The following is a 15,085-nucleotide window of genomic DNA, read 5'->3' on the forward strand; positions in this document are numbered from 1 at the left end:
TTCCAATCGCATAACAGTCAATGCTGTTTCTGTTTAATTTCTATTCAGAACAAATAATGTTCAACGTCATAAACGTTGAACATTATTTGTCAATTCCTCTATTATAACATGCAACAGACATTATAAAACACTCTTAAGCAATGCAGACTGTTTTCGCTGTTTTCTTTTGTAGAGTATCCAGCCAGCTCCAGCGGATGATAATAAAAGCAGACTAAGTCCTAAAAAAGCCAGTCCTATACGATCGTTAGCCGTAACGTACGTAAAGAAGAAAATCAGTAAAATTCGAATACCTAACGTGATAAAGCGAAAAAAGCTGTCGACTCTTCCCACGATGATATTCGGTATTTTCTGCATCATAAACGTATTTCGAGCTACTCTTGTACCTGCATTTGCAAAAGCAAGAAGAAACACAATAGAAAAATAAACCGGCAAAAGCTTCATAAAGAAGACGATAGATATTCCGAGTGCAAAAAGGCTTATATTCAGCATAATCGCTAGCTCTGTGCCTATTCTTTTCATAATAGATACGATGAATAACCCTGCCGTTAACGCCCCGAAACCATATACAGCACTTTCAATCCCATATGCTGCTGGACTTGCGTTTAATTCTTGAGTCAGATAAATAGGAAATAAATAGTTCGTCATCATCACAGCGATGAAAGGCATAAAAGAAAGCAGTAAAAAAATAGAGACCGAGCGATTTTCTTTTATAAATGTTAACCCTTCTTTCATAGCAGTGTGTTTCTTGTCGTTTCGTTCCCTGTTTTGTTTATATGGAATACTCAATAGACAAAGAAATGCAGCTATATACGTAGCGGCATCGACTGTTAAAATCCATTGAAGCGACCAACGAGTAATGACTAGACTCGCCAAAGCTCCTGCAAGCATACTCGATAGCTGCCCTTGTATTTCCATGATACTGTTTAATGATTGAAACGCATCTTTTGAAAAAACTTCTTGATTTAAAGCGAAAATCGTTGGATAAAAAAACGTGTAGTAAAGGTTTCCGGTTCCGTACAAAATGACGTAGTGAATCGTTGAATAGTCTGTAACAAAACCGACGATTACAAATAACATGACCGTGATAAAACCTGTCAATTCTACGGTTAACAGCAGTTTCTTTCGTGACATTCGATCAATAAGAACGCCGATATACGGAGTAGCCATAAAGCTAATCACCGTCATAATCAGCATAATCGTACCAAATAGTCTATTTCCATGTGGAGATGCAACTAACAGTAAAGGAATGGCAAGCATCGTAATACCGGAGCCGATAGAGGATAAAACATTAGCAGCTACTACGGCCTGAAAGCGCCGGTCTTTGTAAAGCGCCTTCATCAAACATTTTGCTTAGCTTCTAAAATTTGCTTAGACACTTGTGTATACAGAGTCAGCTCATTAACTAATTCATGAATTCCGTCAGCTGCGTTTTTTCGTAAAGTCCCTTTTTCCACGATGTCTGCAGGGTCTAATACCAACTGCTTAGATAGAACATTCGCATACAAGGCGCGTGTAACGGTTCTAAGGTTATTTAAAGCATTAATGCCTCCTTTTCCTCCTCCTGATACTGCTAAAAGTGCTACGGGCTTATGCGCAAAATACGCACTGTTTAAGAAGTCAAACGCGTTTTTTAACGCTCCGCTCATAGCTCCGTGATACTCGGGCGTCGCAAGTAAAATACCATCCGCTTTTTCTATTTTTTCAATTAGCTCTTGCACTTCTTCTGTTTCATACTGATGAGGTTCACCTGTGAATATAGGAAGCGATAATTGGCTTAAATCTAAAAAAGAACTTTGATAGCTTTTGTGAAGCTCTCTCGTCACTTGTGTTGTTCGACCTGTTTCTCTGGGACTTCCATTGATAATAAGTATGTTCATGCTTATCTACTCCTCTGTCGTTTGGTTATATGTATAGTATAGGGATGGTTGAACTTTTTTTCGTCATGCTATTGGTAGAAAGAAAGCTACCGATATAGACGGAGAAGCACAGAGAAAAACCTACAACTAAAGTCGTAGGTTAGGAAATGCCGTGCTGCACAGCATATAGAGCAGCTTGCGTGCGGTCTTGAACCCCAAGCTTGGATAAAATATTAGATACATGTGTTTTTACTGTTTTTTCTGTAATATGTAAGGAAGCACCAATTTCTTTGTTGCTTTTACCTTTTGCAATTTCTTTTAATACGTCTTTTTCTCGTTTCGTTAAGTGGTCAATAAAATTGACTTTCTTTTCGCTGCTTTTGGTTAACCGTGTTAGCAAGTGTGTGGTGACTTTTGGATGAAGCTGATTTTCTCCGTTCATTAGCTTTCGAATAGCGGATACAAGTTCATCTGGATTACTTTCTTTTAACTGATAGCCTGAAGCTCCAGCTTCTAGTGCTGGTATCACGTGATCTTGATCTGAAAAGCTTGTTAAAATCATGACTTGTACATGCGGTGCTTGTTTTTTTAATTCTTTTGTTGCTTCGATTCCGTCGAGAAGTGGCATCGATAAATCCATTAAAACAATATGAGGTTCTAGGGATGTCGCTAACTTTACAGCTTCTTCCCCATTAGAAGCTTCTCCTACAATTTCTAAGTCAGGCTGTGTTTGCAAGAAAAAGACAAGTCCTTTTCGGACAACGTGGTGATCATCTGCGATTAAAATCTTTATTTTCATGTGCGCTCCTTTCTGTTATGAAAGAGGAATAGATACCTCCACAACCGTTCCGTTTCCTATGCTGCTTGTAACAGATAGATTGCCATTTAATCTGTTTATTCGCTCATGCATGGTTTTTAGCCCGAGCGTCGGCAATTCTGCTGAAGCACTATACATAAACCCATTGCCGCTATCTTGGACTTTCATGATCACTTGTTCTTTGCTTATATTTACGTTTAAATGTACCTCTGCCGTACCCGCATGCTTTCGGCAATTATTAAAAGCTTCTTGCCCAACTCTCCACAGTGTCTCTTCAATCACAGCAGGCAAAACGGACACTCCTTTAATTTGTTCTTTTACGTTAAGCCCTAACATTTGACCATAGCTTTTTAACGCACTGACAATGCCGTTTTCTAATCCTTGAGGACGAAGCTGCCAAATTAATGCTTTCATTTCCACTTGAGCATGCTGAGCGGTTTCTTGGATTAAGGAAAAAGTCTCTTTTAACTGCACATCTTTTGCTAAGCTGCTTCCGGCTTTGGCTGTGACATTAATTGAGAACAACAGCTGATTGACAGAATCGTGAAGATCTTTGGCCAGTCTGTTTCTTTCTTCAATAAGTTTTACTTCCTGCTGAGATTGAGTCAGCTTAATCCGCTTGATAGCCGTTCCAATTTGAAGAGCGACGGATCCTAATAAATCAAGCTCTCGCTGTTCAAAATGAATTTTATGAGGGGCAGCTACATTTAATAATCCAAAGCGCTCATCTCCTGCTTGTAAAGGAACCGTTGCGTGATGGGTAATGTCGTGTGTATCTCCCCACTCATAAGTGGCGGCATCTTCAAGTCTCTTGCACTCCATAATATTAGACGCTTTTTGAAGCCGGCCATCCATATATCGATCAACACACCAGCAGCTTCCGTTACACATAGGCTGAGCGGTTTTATTTAATAAAGCTGGCGGCAAATGCTGAGCGGCAATCATCTCATGTTTTCCATTTTCATCAATAAAAAAGATCCATCCTGTATGTAAATCTGTTATTTGCAGCAGTTTTAAAAGAGCATCGTGAAGCATTGTATGTAAATTAGTACCTTCATTTAAAATCTCGGCAATGTCTTTTAAAATCTTAAGCTCTGAAATATGATCTTTTTCCATAGCCTCTCTCCTATATGATGTATTTTCCATTTTTTATTTTATCACAATTAAAGACGATTCCGGCTCATAGGACGTTATTTTTAAGGTGTTTCCGCTTAGGTATGCAAGAGTTTTTGACATCAATAATAAAAATCCCAAAAAGTATGTCAGGTAGTTTAACAAGTAGCTAGAGTCTTTACGTAAAACGAACTATACTACAGATAATTCACGTAAGAAAAGAAAAAACGAAAGGAAATGAGAAGAAAAAAATATTAAAATTAATACATTGAAAACGCTTCCAAATATGAAGGCATAGTGCTATTATATAATTATTAACAGAATAGGGATGTGAGAAAGATGAATAAATTATTTTTAGAAGAGTTACGATACATTATCTTGTGTGAAGTGCCTATGACAAAGTACCGAGTAGAGCAGCTCCAAGACAAATTTGATCAAAGCCCATACTTAATTAATGAACTTTATCAACTCCTATTCGAAAAGCGTCACATTTTAGCTTTTGTTGATGATATTGAATCATCCCTGTATGACTATATTGTGAATAAAGAAATGATGGATGCTAAAACGTATTATGGAGCTATTACACACGTAGCAAATCTTTTCGGCGAAACGCCTACATATATAAAATGCAAAATAAAAAAATATAGAGAGTCTTCGATTTCAAGTATCAGTGCCTAAAAGTTGCGCACAGCTGATTCAAATAAAAAGCAAAAAAGAAATCCTAGCACAAGGGTTTCTTTTTTGTACCACTAACATATAGGGAGGAAAATAAGATGAAGACATTTTTTATCACGAATCGCTATTCGTTTCTTGAAACGCAAGTAAATGAATACATGCAATCTTTACTGGTGAAAACGCCTGAACAAGTTATTTTATATTTTGAAAGACAAATTCGAAAGTATAAAGTATATTTACAGAAAAAACATCATTATCCAGAGTGTATGGTTCAATCTATCCACCGTTTAATTGAAGAATATTCATTAAGTATCATTAAAGTGAAAAAGTATATTAGCTACCAAAACAAGCTGATGAATAAACAGCTATTAGAGCCGCAGTAAAACGAATCATTTTTTATGGTTCGTTTTACTGCGGCTCTGCCGTTTTACGCCTCATATTTTAGCAGTAAATGCAGAACAGCGGGACGTTCTTCAAGATTTTTGTATGAGTGTACATGACTTCCTTCAAATTTTATAGAGTCAAATTGTTTTAGTTCGTATAGCTCTTCTTCTATTTTCATTTCAATTCTGCCTTCCATTACCGTTGCTACTTCAATTAATCCTTTATGATGAGGTTCGGGATAGTATGTAGCGAGAGGAGAAAGAAAGGCTCGGTACATTTCAATAGTTGAATCTATTTGATTTTGAAAAATAAATTCTACTTTCCACGCTTCGTCCGGTCCTTTGAGAGAAAAACCTTCTCCGCACTTAGATACAGCCACTGAAGGTTCAACTGACACTAATTTAGTTAAAGGGATATTTAAACCTGTTGTTATTTTCCACATTACTCCTAGGGTTGGATTAGTCTCCCCTCTTTCAATTTTCCCTAACGTGAGTTTGCTGACTCCTGTCCTATCTGCTAATTCATCGAGTGTGAATTCTCGCTGTGTTCTTATTTTTCTAAGCTCGTTGCCTACCTTTTTCATCATTTCTTCTGAATGCATTTTTTTCTTCCTTTCTTTTTTATATTATGATACACTTTTTTTGTATATAAGTATACTATAATATACATTTAGGTATTTTTATTAATTAGGAGGAAAAAGTATGAAAGCAATTTTATGGGGGCTTCTCTCGTCTATGTTCTTTTCTGCTACATTTATTGTGAATCGTGCCATGAATGTATCTGGAACAAGCTGGGCTTGGACAGCATCTCTTCGTTTTTTATTAGCACTACCTATTTTACTCATTTTAGTACTTGTACAAAAGAAGTTTACACCATTATGGATGGAAATGAAAAAGCATCCTTTCGCTTGGTTAGGCTGGGGAACTCTTGCAGGAATTGGATTTTATTCATTATTAAGTTTTTCTTCACTTTTTGGACCGTCATGGCTTATAGCTGGAACGTGGCAAGTAACGATCTTGGCAGGTGCGCTCATTTCTCCACTTTTCTATGTAACGATTCAAACTGCAGATGGAAACAAAAAAGTAAGAGGAAACATTCCACTCAAAACGCTTGGTATTTCAACATTTATTTTAGTGGGCGTGATTCTCATGCAAGTTAAAGAAGCTGAAAACATCACGCTTTCACAGTTTGTGTTGGGTTTTCTCCCTGTCGTCATGGCTGCTTTTTTATATCCGCTTGGAAATCGAAAAATGATGGAAGTCTGCAAAGGAAAATTAGATACATTTCAACGTGTTTTAGGTATGGCTATCGGTAGTATACCGCTAAGTATCATCTATGCGATATATGGATTTTATACAACTGGTATGCCAACAGTTCCTCAATTTTCGCAAGCTTTTATATTAGCGATGAGTTCAGGTGTAATTGCGACGATGACTTTCTTTCACGCAACAGACTTGGCAAAAGAAAATTTAGCTTTGCTTGGAGCGGTTGAAGCAACTCAATCGGGCAGCATGATTTTTACCGTTCTTGGCGAAGTGTTTCTATTAAATGGGCGTATGCCAACAGGGATCGCGTTAGCTGGTATGATGATAATTGTAATCGGAATGATCATAAATAGTATGTTAAACAAAAAAACAAAACTATCTCAGACCGCGCCGTCACCCACTCTATCAAAATAAGAAAAGAAGAGATGAAACTCTGTATATAGAGTTTCATCTCTTCTTTTTAGTATTCGAGGTGATTGTTCCAATAGCGACTCCACAGCACAGGGAATCGCATCTGTAAACCGTCCTCATCATCTTCATCCCAATCAAGATCCAAATCTTGCTCATCGTACCATATTGGGTCAAACTGGTCATATTTATCGTAATAATAATCGTTATCTAAACCTGTCTTTTCTTCATAAGCTTCACACGCTACAGCAAGTAATTCTTCTAATTGAGGAGCATAGCCTTCTGCTTCTAGTGGTTGAAGAACAGAAATCATCGTCTCAGGAGATTCAATTGCTTTATAATAAATGTCTTTTCCTTGATATAAAAGCCAGGCTCTAAAATAATCAAAACAATCATCTGAACAACCGCCCATTACAATATAAGCTGCTGCCCACAATGAAGAAGTATAGGATTGATCAAAATGCTGATTTAATAGCTGATCAAAGCGGAAAATGTCTTTTTCAGAACGCTTTGCTAGCGTGGAGCGGAGCCATTCCATTTGCTCGTCGACATCTAATTTTGTCTTCGCTTTTTTTATCAGTTCCCAAAAGAGAGCCTCTGACATCGTACTGTCTTTCATTACTTGCATTGAACAAGTTAAAGGCTTATACCCTTTCTTCAATTTTGCACGAATCAGCTTTTCAGCTTCCGCTTCACAAGCTTCTGCGGAAGCAAACTCTTTCACTTGCATGCGACCGGCTGTATCAACTTTTCCAAAGTGAATGATTAACTTGCTGTCTCTTCTTTCAACTTTCCAAAATTTATTCGATTGCTCATCTTTATACACTAAGGTTATTTGCATGATACATTCCCCTTTTTCATCCTACTACTATTGTGAATATTTCTCTTTTTACAAGTTATGTAGAGCCATGGCGCTTCATAATACATTTTCTTTCCTTTTGTAACATGTTCCAGTTGATTTTAATTCTTTCTAAAGTTTGTTAAAAGCTGAAGGACTATTTTTTGAGCACACTCCGCTCAGCACTTAAATTCAATGCTACTGATACAGTTCAAACAGCGAGAAATTAAAACATCATGTATGTAATATTTCACTTGTTTGTTTTTTGTTGCATTTACAACATTTTGTTTTTCCTTTATACTCTTTTATATCAGATATCTTTATTATACAAAAAAGAAGCATAAATTCGCAGCAAAGGAAGGATTTTCGATGAAAATTAAGCAAGTTACAACAAAAGAGCAGCTTGAAGAAGTATTTCATATACGTAAAACAGTGTTTGTTGAAGAACAAGGTGTGCCATTAAAAGATGAATTTGATGAACATGAGAAAACGGCAAAACATATGTTGATTTACTATAACAATGAACCGGCAGCTTCTGGTAGATTCCGCATAGTAGACGATTACGCCAAAATAGAGCGGATATGCGTATTAAAGGAATTTAGAAAATACGGGCTCGGAAAAGAAGTGGTGGCTAGCTTAGAAGAAGCAGCGAAAAAAGAAAGATTAACTCAAGCTAAGCTTCACGGTCAAGTTCAGGCTGAACCTTTTTATCATAAATTAGGCTATAAGACGGTTTCAGATGTCTTTATGGAAGACGGTATTCCACACGTTATTATGAAAAAAGAATTTTCGTGTTAAAAATGCTTCTTTGCCCAGTTACTTTAATAAAGAAAAAGGCTCTCAGCAGAGAGCCTTTTTTGTACTATTAGATTTTCATAATTCCGCCCGTGCTTGCAGAAGTTACAAGTTTAGAATATCTTGCAAGATAGCCTTTTTTCACTTTCGGCTCAAAGCCTTTCCAGTTTGCTTTTCGTTCTGCCCAAACATCTGGAGAAACTTGAACATTCATCGAACGATCTTCAATGTCAATCACGATGTGGTCGCCATCTTCGACAAATGCTAGTGGTCCGCCTTCAGCAGCTTCTGGAGACGCGTGGCCAATTGATAATCCACGGGAAGCCCCAGAGAAGCGTCCGTCCGTTAATAGCGCTACTTTTGCGCCTAGTCCCATTCCCATAATTTGAGAAGTTGGAGCTAGCATTTCAGGCATTCCCGGTCCGCCTTTTGGTCCTTCATAACGAATGACTACGACATGTCCTTCTTTTACTTTTCCGTTAGCAATACCGTGCAGCGCCTCATCTTGAGACTCAAATACAATTGCTGGTCCTTCGTGGCGAGTAATGCCGTCTTGAACACCGCCTGTTTTAATGATCGCGCCGTCTGGAGCTAAGTTGCCAAACAATACAGCAAGTCCGCCTTTTTCTGTGAAAGGCTTATCGATTGGATGAATAACGTTATAGTCTTTTACATCGCACCCAGCAATGTTTTCACCTAGCGTTTTTCCAGTAACCGTCATCGTATCTAAATGAAGAGCTCCTTCTTTTTTAGATAGCTCGTTTAAAGCAGCCGATACGCCTCCTGCTTCATGTAAGTCTTCAATAAATACATCCGAAGCCGGAGCCAGTTTTGCCAAGTGAGGCACGCGTTCTGCCACTTCATTAATACGCTCTAATGGATACTCAATTTCAGCTTCATTCGCAAGAGCTAGCGTATGAAGAACTGTATTTGTAGAACCGCCTAACGCCATATCTAAAGCAAATGCGTTGTCGATTGCTTTTTCTGTTACGATATCACGTGGTTTTAAATCTAATTTAATTAATTCCATAAGCTGTTTAGCTGATTTTTTAACAAATTCTCTACGTTCAGGAGCAACTGCTAAGATTGTACCATTTCCAGGTAAAGCAAGTCCTAACGCTTCAGCTAAGCAGTTCATTGAGTTCGCTGTAAACATTCCTGAACAAGATCCGCATGTCGGACAGCCGAATTGTTCTAATTCAAGCAATCCTTTATCATCAAGTTTACCCGCTTGATGAGCTCCTACGCCTTCAAATACTGAAGAAAGAGAAATCTTACGACCGTCGCTCGTTACGCCAGCCTTCATTGGTCCGCCGCTAACGAAAACTGTCGGAATATTCAGACGTAATGAAGCCATTAACATCCCAGGCGTGATTTTATCACAGTTTGGAATACATACCATTCCATCAAACCAGTGAGCAGATACTACCGTTTCAACTGAGTCAGCAATGATTTCACGACTTGGTAATGAATAGCGCATACCGATATGTCCCATCGCAATACCGTCATCTACACCGATAGTGTTCATTTCAAAAGGTACGCCACCAGCTTCGCGAATCGCATCTTTTACGATTTTACCAAACTCTTGTAAGTGAACATGACCTGGTACAATATCAATATATGAATTGACAACCGCAATAAACGGTTTGCCGAAATCCTCTTCTTTTACACCAGCTGCACGCAGTAGGCTGCGGTGCGGTGCTCTGTCGAATCCTTTTTTGATCATGTTACTTCTTAATTCTGCCACAATAATTCCCTCCGTATTCATCTAACCTATTAAAAACTGAATCTTTTTAAATTGTTTAATAATTTTTAATATAAATACTAATTTAACAAATCACATAATGGTTTGTAAAGGTTTACGACAAAATAATCATTTTTTATTTCAAAATAGTAAAATCACCTGCATAAATTAGTATAATATATACATATATCCCTTATTTTACAGGAAAGCAGAAGGTGGATGCTGAGCATGAAACAATCCTTTTACTACAGAGGTCATCAGGAAAAAGAAATATTTGCACAAAAATGGGATGTTGAAAACAATTCTGCAAAAGGCGTTGTTCAAATAGCCCATGGGATGGCCGAACATATTGGACGCTACGAATACTTTGCTAGTGTATTAACTCAACATGGCTACATCGTATATGGAAATGATCACCGCGGTCACGGTCAAACAGCTTTAAAAGATGAAGAAAAGCGTTTTTTTGCTGAAGAAAATGGTTTTGACACCGTAGTTTACGACATGATTGCTCTGACTAAGCACATTTCAACGGAACATTCCGGCTTACCAATCTTTCTTTTCGGTCACAGCATGGGTTCTTTTCTAACGAGAAGATATATTCAATTGAATACAGAGCACATTCATGGTGTGATGCTCTCAGGTACTGGCAGCATTCCTTCTCTTTCACTGAAGGGCGGCATATTAGCTGCGAAAATAGAGAAAAAAAGAAAAGGGTTACGATCTGCTAGTCCATTGCTTGATAAACTTTCTTTTGGACAGTATAACAAATCCTTTCATCCTGCTCGAACACCTTTTGATTGGTTAAGTCAAGATAATGAGGCTGTAGATTTATATGTAAATGACCCTTACTGCGGAGGAGTTTTCACAGCGGGATTTTTCTATGACTTATTAACAGGAATCAAACAAATCTCTAACTTAGCTAATATAAAGCTAGTACCATCAAACCTGCCTGTTTATTTAATATCTGGAGAACATGATCCAGTAGGCAGCTATACAAAAGGGGTACTCAAAGTATATAACGACTTTAAAAAAGCCGGATTGCAGGACGTAAGCTACCGCTTTTTTACACAGTGCCGTCATGAGTTGCTTAATGAATTAATTAAAGATGAAGTGATAGAAGATATACTAAATTGGCTTGACGTGCATATGGACAAAAAAACGGTTCGTGTCTAAACACGAACCGTTTTTTTATTAAGCAAATACAGATGTTAATACAGGAACTACTTGCTTTTTACGTGATACAACGCCTTCTAAGACAGCTGTATTGTTTTCAAGCGTTACGTTGTATGCTTCTTCTACTTTTGAAGCAGCAGAGCCTAGTGCTAATGCAGTAGAGTTGCTGTTTAAAATATCTGTAACAACTAAAAGGAATAATTGTAATCCTTTTTCTTCGATTGTTTTAGTAATAGCTTCTTCCAATTCAACTTTGCGCACTAAAACGTCGTTTACATCAATTGCATTCACTTGTGCAATTTCTACTTTACTTGTACCCATGCTGAATTCTTTAGCATCTAATGAAATTAATTGTGAAGCTGTTTTATCGCCTAAGTCAGCTCCAGCTTTCAGCATTGCTAATCCGTACTCTTCTGCATCTACACCTGCAATTTCCGCTAATTCTTTAGCAGCTGCAACGTCTTGGTCTGTGCAAGTTGGTGATTTGAATAATAAAGAATCAGAAATGATAGCTGATAGCATAAGACCTGCGATGTTAGGTTCAATTTCTACGCCGTTTTCTTTATACATCTTGTTTAAGATCGTTGCCGTACATCCAACTGGCTCTGCACGATAGTATAAAGGATCTGCTGTTTCAAAGTTAGCAATACGGTGATGATCAATTACTTCAAGCACACGAACTTGATCAATATCGTTTGCACTTTGCTGGCGTTCGTTGTGGTCCACTAAAATAACTTCATTTGTTTCTTTAGATACTTCATCAACGAAACGTGGTAGTTCAGCGTTGAACTTTTCAAGAGCAAATTGCGTTTCACCGTTAATATCGCCTAATCGAATTGGTTCAGCGTCTACACCTAATTTATTCTTTAAATCAGCGTATGCAATTGCAGAACAGATTGTATCTGTGTCAGGATTTTTATGTCCAAAAATTAACGTCTTTGCCATCTTAAATCTCTCTCCTTCTTACGTATGTAAATAGCATTCTTGCGTAAAGTTAGTTAATTCGTTCACGCAACATTGCCATTTTAACATAAACTTTTACATTATTTTAATTTTTTTGCGAAAAATGATGTTCATCCGCAGATATTTTGCCATTTTGTATCTTTTTCATAGTAAAAACACCTCTATTTCCGATATAAATAGAGGGTTTTATAGGTTCATTATATAAAAATTAGTGATAAAACACAACCCGTCTCTTCATCACTTGATAGCTAACTTAAACGCAGTATCTTGCCAATTTTTATAAAGAAAAAGTAAGGAAGCAGTGACTATTATTAAAGAGAATATGTATTATTTTGCCCTTGTTTATATAAAATAACCCAAAAAAGCCCCCTTGTTAAAGGGCGCTTTTTTGGGTTATCGTCGCAGTGTAAAGTTGAAATGTTCATTTACTTTAGCTCCTAGCTCTTCAAGAAACTGCTGAGCAGTCATTTCCTCTACGCTTTGAGTATACCAAGCAAGCTGAGATTTTTTATGAACATTGTTGTAATATACATCTCTTGACCAATATGTTTTTGATCGGTATGTATAATTAAAGTGAATGAATAGTTCACTCCCGTCTGGACACTGCAACAATACGCGGTAATGTGGATTACGACGATTTTTATCTAAACTCATTTCTTTGATCTGCGCTAACATTATTCACCTCTAAAACCATTACTTAATCATTTAAAGGTAAATGCCATACCACGCTATATCCTAGCTCTGCCATCAACTAGAAAATCATATATTTTCTAAAATTCTACACGATATAGGACAAAAGAGGAAGAGATAATTTATTGATGGACGTGTAAAGTTTCATATAAATCTTTTAGCTGCTCAGGGTATTGAGACCTTACGTAATAACCCGTAGGATGGTGCTCGATTAAATGAGAAGCAAACAAATAGCCGATGAGCACGTGCATTTGTTCATCTGAGGTTTCTTGGTTTAATTCTCTTTTGAGTCGTTCAGTTAAGTGTGAAGCCAGCTGTTTAATTTTTTCATCATGTGATAAAAAAAGCATCTTGTTCTCCCCCTTATAACGAATAAGTAATGCTGTAAATTTCAATAAAGACAAAGTATTGCTTTTATAAGGATAATTATATTTTATTTTACAATAAAAGTATATAAATAGTTCGAAATATTCAAAAAATAACTTGTTTCTTTTGGACTATTCGGCAACAAACAAAAAAAGAAGCGGGAGCTGTCCCGCTTCTTTAACGTAAAAAGATATTCGATTGCCGAAATTTATTCTACTTCCACTGCCCAGCCGAATGGATCTTCCACTGTACCATTTTGAATACCTGTTAGAGTGTCATACAGTTTTTGTGATACTTCTCCTGTGTTTCCATCGTTAATGACCATTTTCTCGTTATTCCAAAATAGTTCGCCAATTGGAGAAATAACTGCAGCTGTACCTGTTCCAAATGCCTCTTCTAGTTTGCCTTCGGAATAAGCTTGCTTAATTTCTTCCATAGAAATACGGCGCTCAGTTACAGGCATATCCCAGTGTTTTAGCAGCTCAATGATAGATTTACGCGTAATTCCTTCCAAAATGCTTCCGTTCACAGATGGCGTTACTACTTCTCCATCGATTTTGAAGAAAATATTCATGCTTCCTACTTCTTCAATGTATTTGCGTTCAACGCCGTCTAACCACAGTACTTGTGAATAGCCTTTTGAGTCAGAAAGCTGCTGAGCTTTTAAGCTTGAAGCATAGTTTCCGCCTGTTTTAGCTGTTCCTGTCCCTCCGGCTACAGCACGAACAAATTCGCTTTCAACCGCGATTTTTACAGGAGCAATCCCTTCTTTGTAATATGAACCAACTGGAGAAAGAATAATGATAAATTGATAGCGGTCAGATGGTGCTACTCCTAAGTAAGGCTCTGTTGCGATGACAAATGGGCGAATGTATAATGATGTACCTTCAGCAGTAGGAATCCATTCGCGGTCAATTTTAATCAGCTGCTTTAACGCTTCTAGCGCTAAGTCTTCATCAACATGAGGAATACAAAGACGATCGTTTGATTTATTTAAACGTTTGAAGTTCTCATCTGGTCTAAATAATAATACTTGCTCTTTTTTTGTTACATATGCTTTTAGTCCTTCAAAAACAGACTGCCCGTAATGAAAGATCATGGATGCCGGATCTAATGTGATAGGTTGATAAGGTACAATACGAGCATCGTGCCATCCTTGGCCTTCTGTATAATCCATAATGAACATATGGTCCGTGAAGATTTTCCCGAATTGCAATTGATCAGATTGCGGCTTTTCTTTTTTTGTTTGACTTAGTGTTACATCGATTGAATAAGTTGTCATAGTTGTTTCTCCTTGCTCTTTATATTTACGGGTTTTTCGCTTAAACCTCTATATAAGTTACATTGTACAACTTTAGGGAAGCGTGTCACAATAGTTAGAGACGAAAAATTCTAAAAATTTTATAAAAATTATAAAGAAATAGCACCTAATCGAATTAAGTGCTGAATTGAAAAGGTTTTCTTTCTAAAAAAACTATTTCTACATTTTATTTACAACCATTTATAAACCAATTTTCACTCGAAGCTTTTCATCTTGTATTGAAAATTGTTTGATTTTCCCTACTGGAATGACCTTGACTTTATCAATTTCATTGAGATTGATATGAATTTGTTTTTCTTCATACGTAGTAACAGGCGGCTTGTGAAAAATTCGATAGTTGATCCAATTTTGATTAAGAGGTTTCATTTCATGGATTTTGAATAGAAGCGTACGTTCTTTTGCCTCAAGAGGTTCTAGCACAATGGAAAATGGAATTCTCACTAGAAATTTTTTAATAATTCCATTCACGTGAATATAGGAGTCTTGAAATGAAATAGAAAATTGCTGAATTTGATCTTGCTTTGTCATTTGCTTTTGAAAAATCCGCATGAGCATAGAAGCGGATATAGGAACGGTTACCCCGCTTTCAGCCATCTTTTCTTTCATTTTTGCCTGCACATCATCACTAATTACATCGTTTAGCTTTCTCTGTACCCAATCCTTCATGGTGCACCTCC

General features: G+C 37.1%; 17 protein-coding genes. 5 read left to right on the forward strand and 12 right to left on the reverse strand.

All coding sequences use genetic code 11. The features are described 5' to 3' along the window. Positions 1-120: 120 nt before the first annotated feature. From ACFX4G_RS18245 to ACFX4G_RS18260, 4 genes are all read right to left on the reverse strand, one after another. Positions 121-1,338: an MFS transporter gene (locus ACFX4G_RS18245; protein ID WP_377576033.1), complete on the reverse strand. Its 1,218-nt coding sequence runs from the start codon at positions 1,336-1,338 to the stop codon at positions 121-123. Next, positions 1,338-1,877: an NADPH-dependent FMN reductase gene (locus tag ACFX4G_RS18250; protein WP_050691148.1), complete on the reverse strand. Its 540-nt coding sequence runs from the start codon at positions 1,875-1,877 to the stop codon at positions 1,338-1,340. Before ACFX4G_RS18250 ends, ACFX4G_RS18245 begins: the two co-directional genes overlap by 1 nt. 139 nt (positions 1,878-2,016) lie before the next feature. Then, a complete protein-coding gene (locus tag ACFX4G_RS18255) occupies positions 2,017-2,655 on the reverse strand; it encodes a response regulator (protein WP_377576038.1) in 639 nt (212 codons plus the stop codon). 15 nt (positions 2,656-2,670) lie between these two features. Further along, positions 2,671-3,789, reverse strand: coding sequence for a GAF domain-containing sensor histidine kinase (locus ACFX4G_RS18260; protein ID WP_377576041.1), 1,119 nt, complete (start codon positions 3,787-3,789; stop codon positions 2,671-2,673). Between the two features lie 336 nt (positions 3,790-4,125). Between ACFX4G_RS18260 and ACFX4G_RS18265 the strand changes: the two genes are divergently transcribed. Continuing rightward, complete coding sequence (locus ACFX4G_RS18265) at positions 4,126-4,464, forward strand: hypothetical protein (RefSeq protein WP_050691151.1); 339 nt, start codon at positions 4,126-4,128, stop codon at positions 4,462-4,464. A gap of 95 nt (positions 4,465-4,559) precedes the next feature. Then, positions 4,560-4,844, forward strand: a complete 285-nt coding sequence (locus ACFX4G_RS18270) for a hypothetical protein (protein WP_028408390.1) — start codon at positions 4,560-4,562, stop codon at positions 4,842-4,844. A gap of 44 nt (positions 4,845-4,888) precedes the next feature. Here the strand turns inward: ACFX4G_RS18270 and ACFX4G_RS18275 are convergent, their stop codons facing one another. After that, a complete protein-coding gene (locus ACFX4G_RS18275) occupies positions 4,889-5,446 on the reverse strand; it encodes a helix-turn-helix domain-containing protein (RefSeq protein WP_043982780.1) in 558 nt (185 codons plus the stop codon). Positions 5,447-5,546: 100 nt separating this feature from the next. Between ACFX4G_RS18275 and ACFX4G_RS18280 the strand changes: the two genes are divergently transcribed. Then, a complete protein-coding gene (locus tag ACFX4G_RS18280; protein WP_097823304.1) occupies positions 5,547-6,524 on the forward strand; it encodes a DMT family transporter in 978 nt (325 codons plus the stop codon). Between the two features lie 46 nt (positions 6,525-6,570). Here the strand turns inward: ACFX4G_RS18280 and ACFX4G_RS18285 are convergent, their stop codons facing one another. Further along, positions 6,571-7,359, reverse strand: a complete 789-nt coding sequence (locus ACFX4G_RS18285) for a DUF4240 domain-containing protein (RefSeq protein WP_097823303.1) — start codon at positions 7,357-7,359, stop codon at positions 6,571-6,573. Positions 7,360-7,725: 366 nt separating this feature from the next. Here ACFX4G_RS18285 and ACFX4G_RS18290 point away from each other — a divergent pair, with 366 nt between their 5' ends. Next, positions 7,726-8,154 (forward strand): GNAT family N-acetyltransferase, encoded by a 429-nt coding sequence (locus tag ACFX4G_RS18290; protein WP_097823302.1) that lies wholly within the window; start codon positions 7,726-7,728, stop codon positions 8,152-8,154. A 67-nt stretch (positions 8,155-8,221) separates the two neighbouring features. On the opposite strand, the gene ilvD is transcribed toward ACFX4G_RS18290, so the two are convergent. After that, positions 8,222-9,898: a dihydroxy-acid dehydratase gene (gene ilvD / locus ACFX4G_RS18295; protein WP_028408385.1), complete on the reverse strand. Its 1,677-nt coding sequence runs from the start codon at positions 9,896-9,898 to the stop codon at positions 8,222-8,224. A 225-nt stretch (positions 9,899-10,123) separates the two neighbouring features. Between ilvD and ACFX4G_RS18300 the strand changes: the two genes are divergently transcribed. Continuing rightward, positions 10,124-11,068: an alpha/beta hydrolase gene (locus ACFX4G_RS18300; RefSeq protein WP_097823301.1), complete on the forward strand. Its 945-nt coding sequence runs from the start codon at positions 10,124-10,126 to the stop codon at positions 11,066-11,068. Between the two features lie 18 nt (positions 11,069-11,086). Here the strand turns inward: ACFX4G_RS18300 and ACFX4G_RS18305 are convergent, their stop codons facing one another. From ACFX4G_RS18305 to ACFX4G_RS18325, 5 genes are all read right to left on the reverse strand, one after another. Next, positions 11,087-12,013 (reverse strand): manganese-dependent inorganic pyrophosphatase, encoded by a 927-nt coding sequence (locus ACFX4G_RS18305; RefSeq protein ID WP_014459925.1) that lies wholly within the window; start codon positions 12,011-12,013, stop codon positions 11,087-11,089. Positions 12,014-12,424: 411 nt separating this feature from the next. After that, complete coding sequence (locus ACFX4G_RS18310; RefSeq protein ID WP_028408383.1) at positions 12,425-12,706, reverse strand: hypothetical protein; 282 nt, start codon at positions 12,704-12,706, stop codon at positions 12,425-12,427. Positions 12,707-12,843: 137 nt separating this feature from the next. Beyond that, positions 12,844-13,071 (reverse strand): hypothetical protein, encoded by a 228-nt coding sequence (locus ACFX4G_RS18315; RefSeq protein ID WP_097823300.1) that lies wholly within the window; start codon positions 13,069-13,071, stop codon positions 12,844-12,846. Between the two features lie 224 nt (positions 13,072-13,295). After that, positions 13,296-14,369, reverse strand: a complete 1,074-nt coding sequence (locus tag ACFX4G_RS18320; protein ID WP_028408381.1) for a branched-chain amino acid aminotransferase — start codon at positions 14,367-14,369, stop codon at positions 13,296-13,298. Positions 14,370-14,588: 219 nt separating this feature from the next. Continuing rightward, positions 14,589-15,074 (reverse strand): hypothetical protein, encoded by a 486-nt coding sequence (locus ACFX4G_RS18325; RefSeq protein WP_013057211.1) that lies wholly within the window; start codon positions 15,072-15,074, stop codon positions 14,589-14,591. Positions 15,075-15,085 lie beyond the last annotated feature (11 nt).

Source organism: Priestia sp. YIM B13486, from assembly GCF_042787865.1.
GTDB classification, from domain to species: Bacteria; Bacillota; Bacilli; order Bacillales; family Bacillaceae_H; genus Priestia; species Priestia megaterium.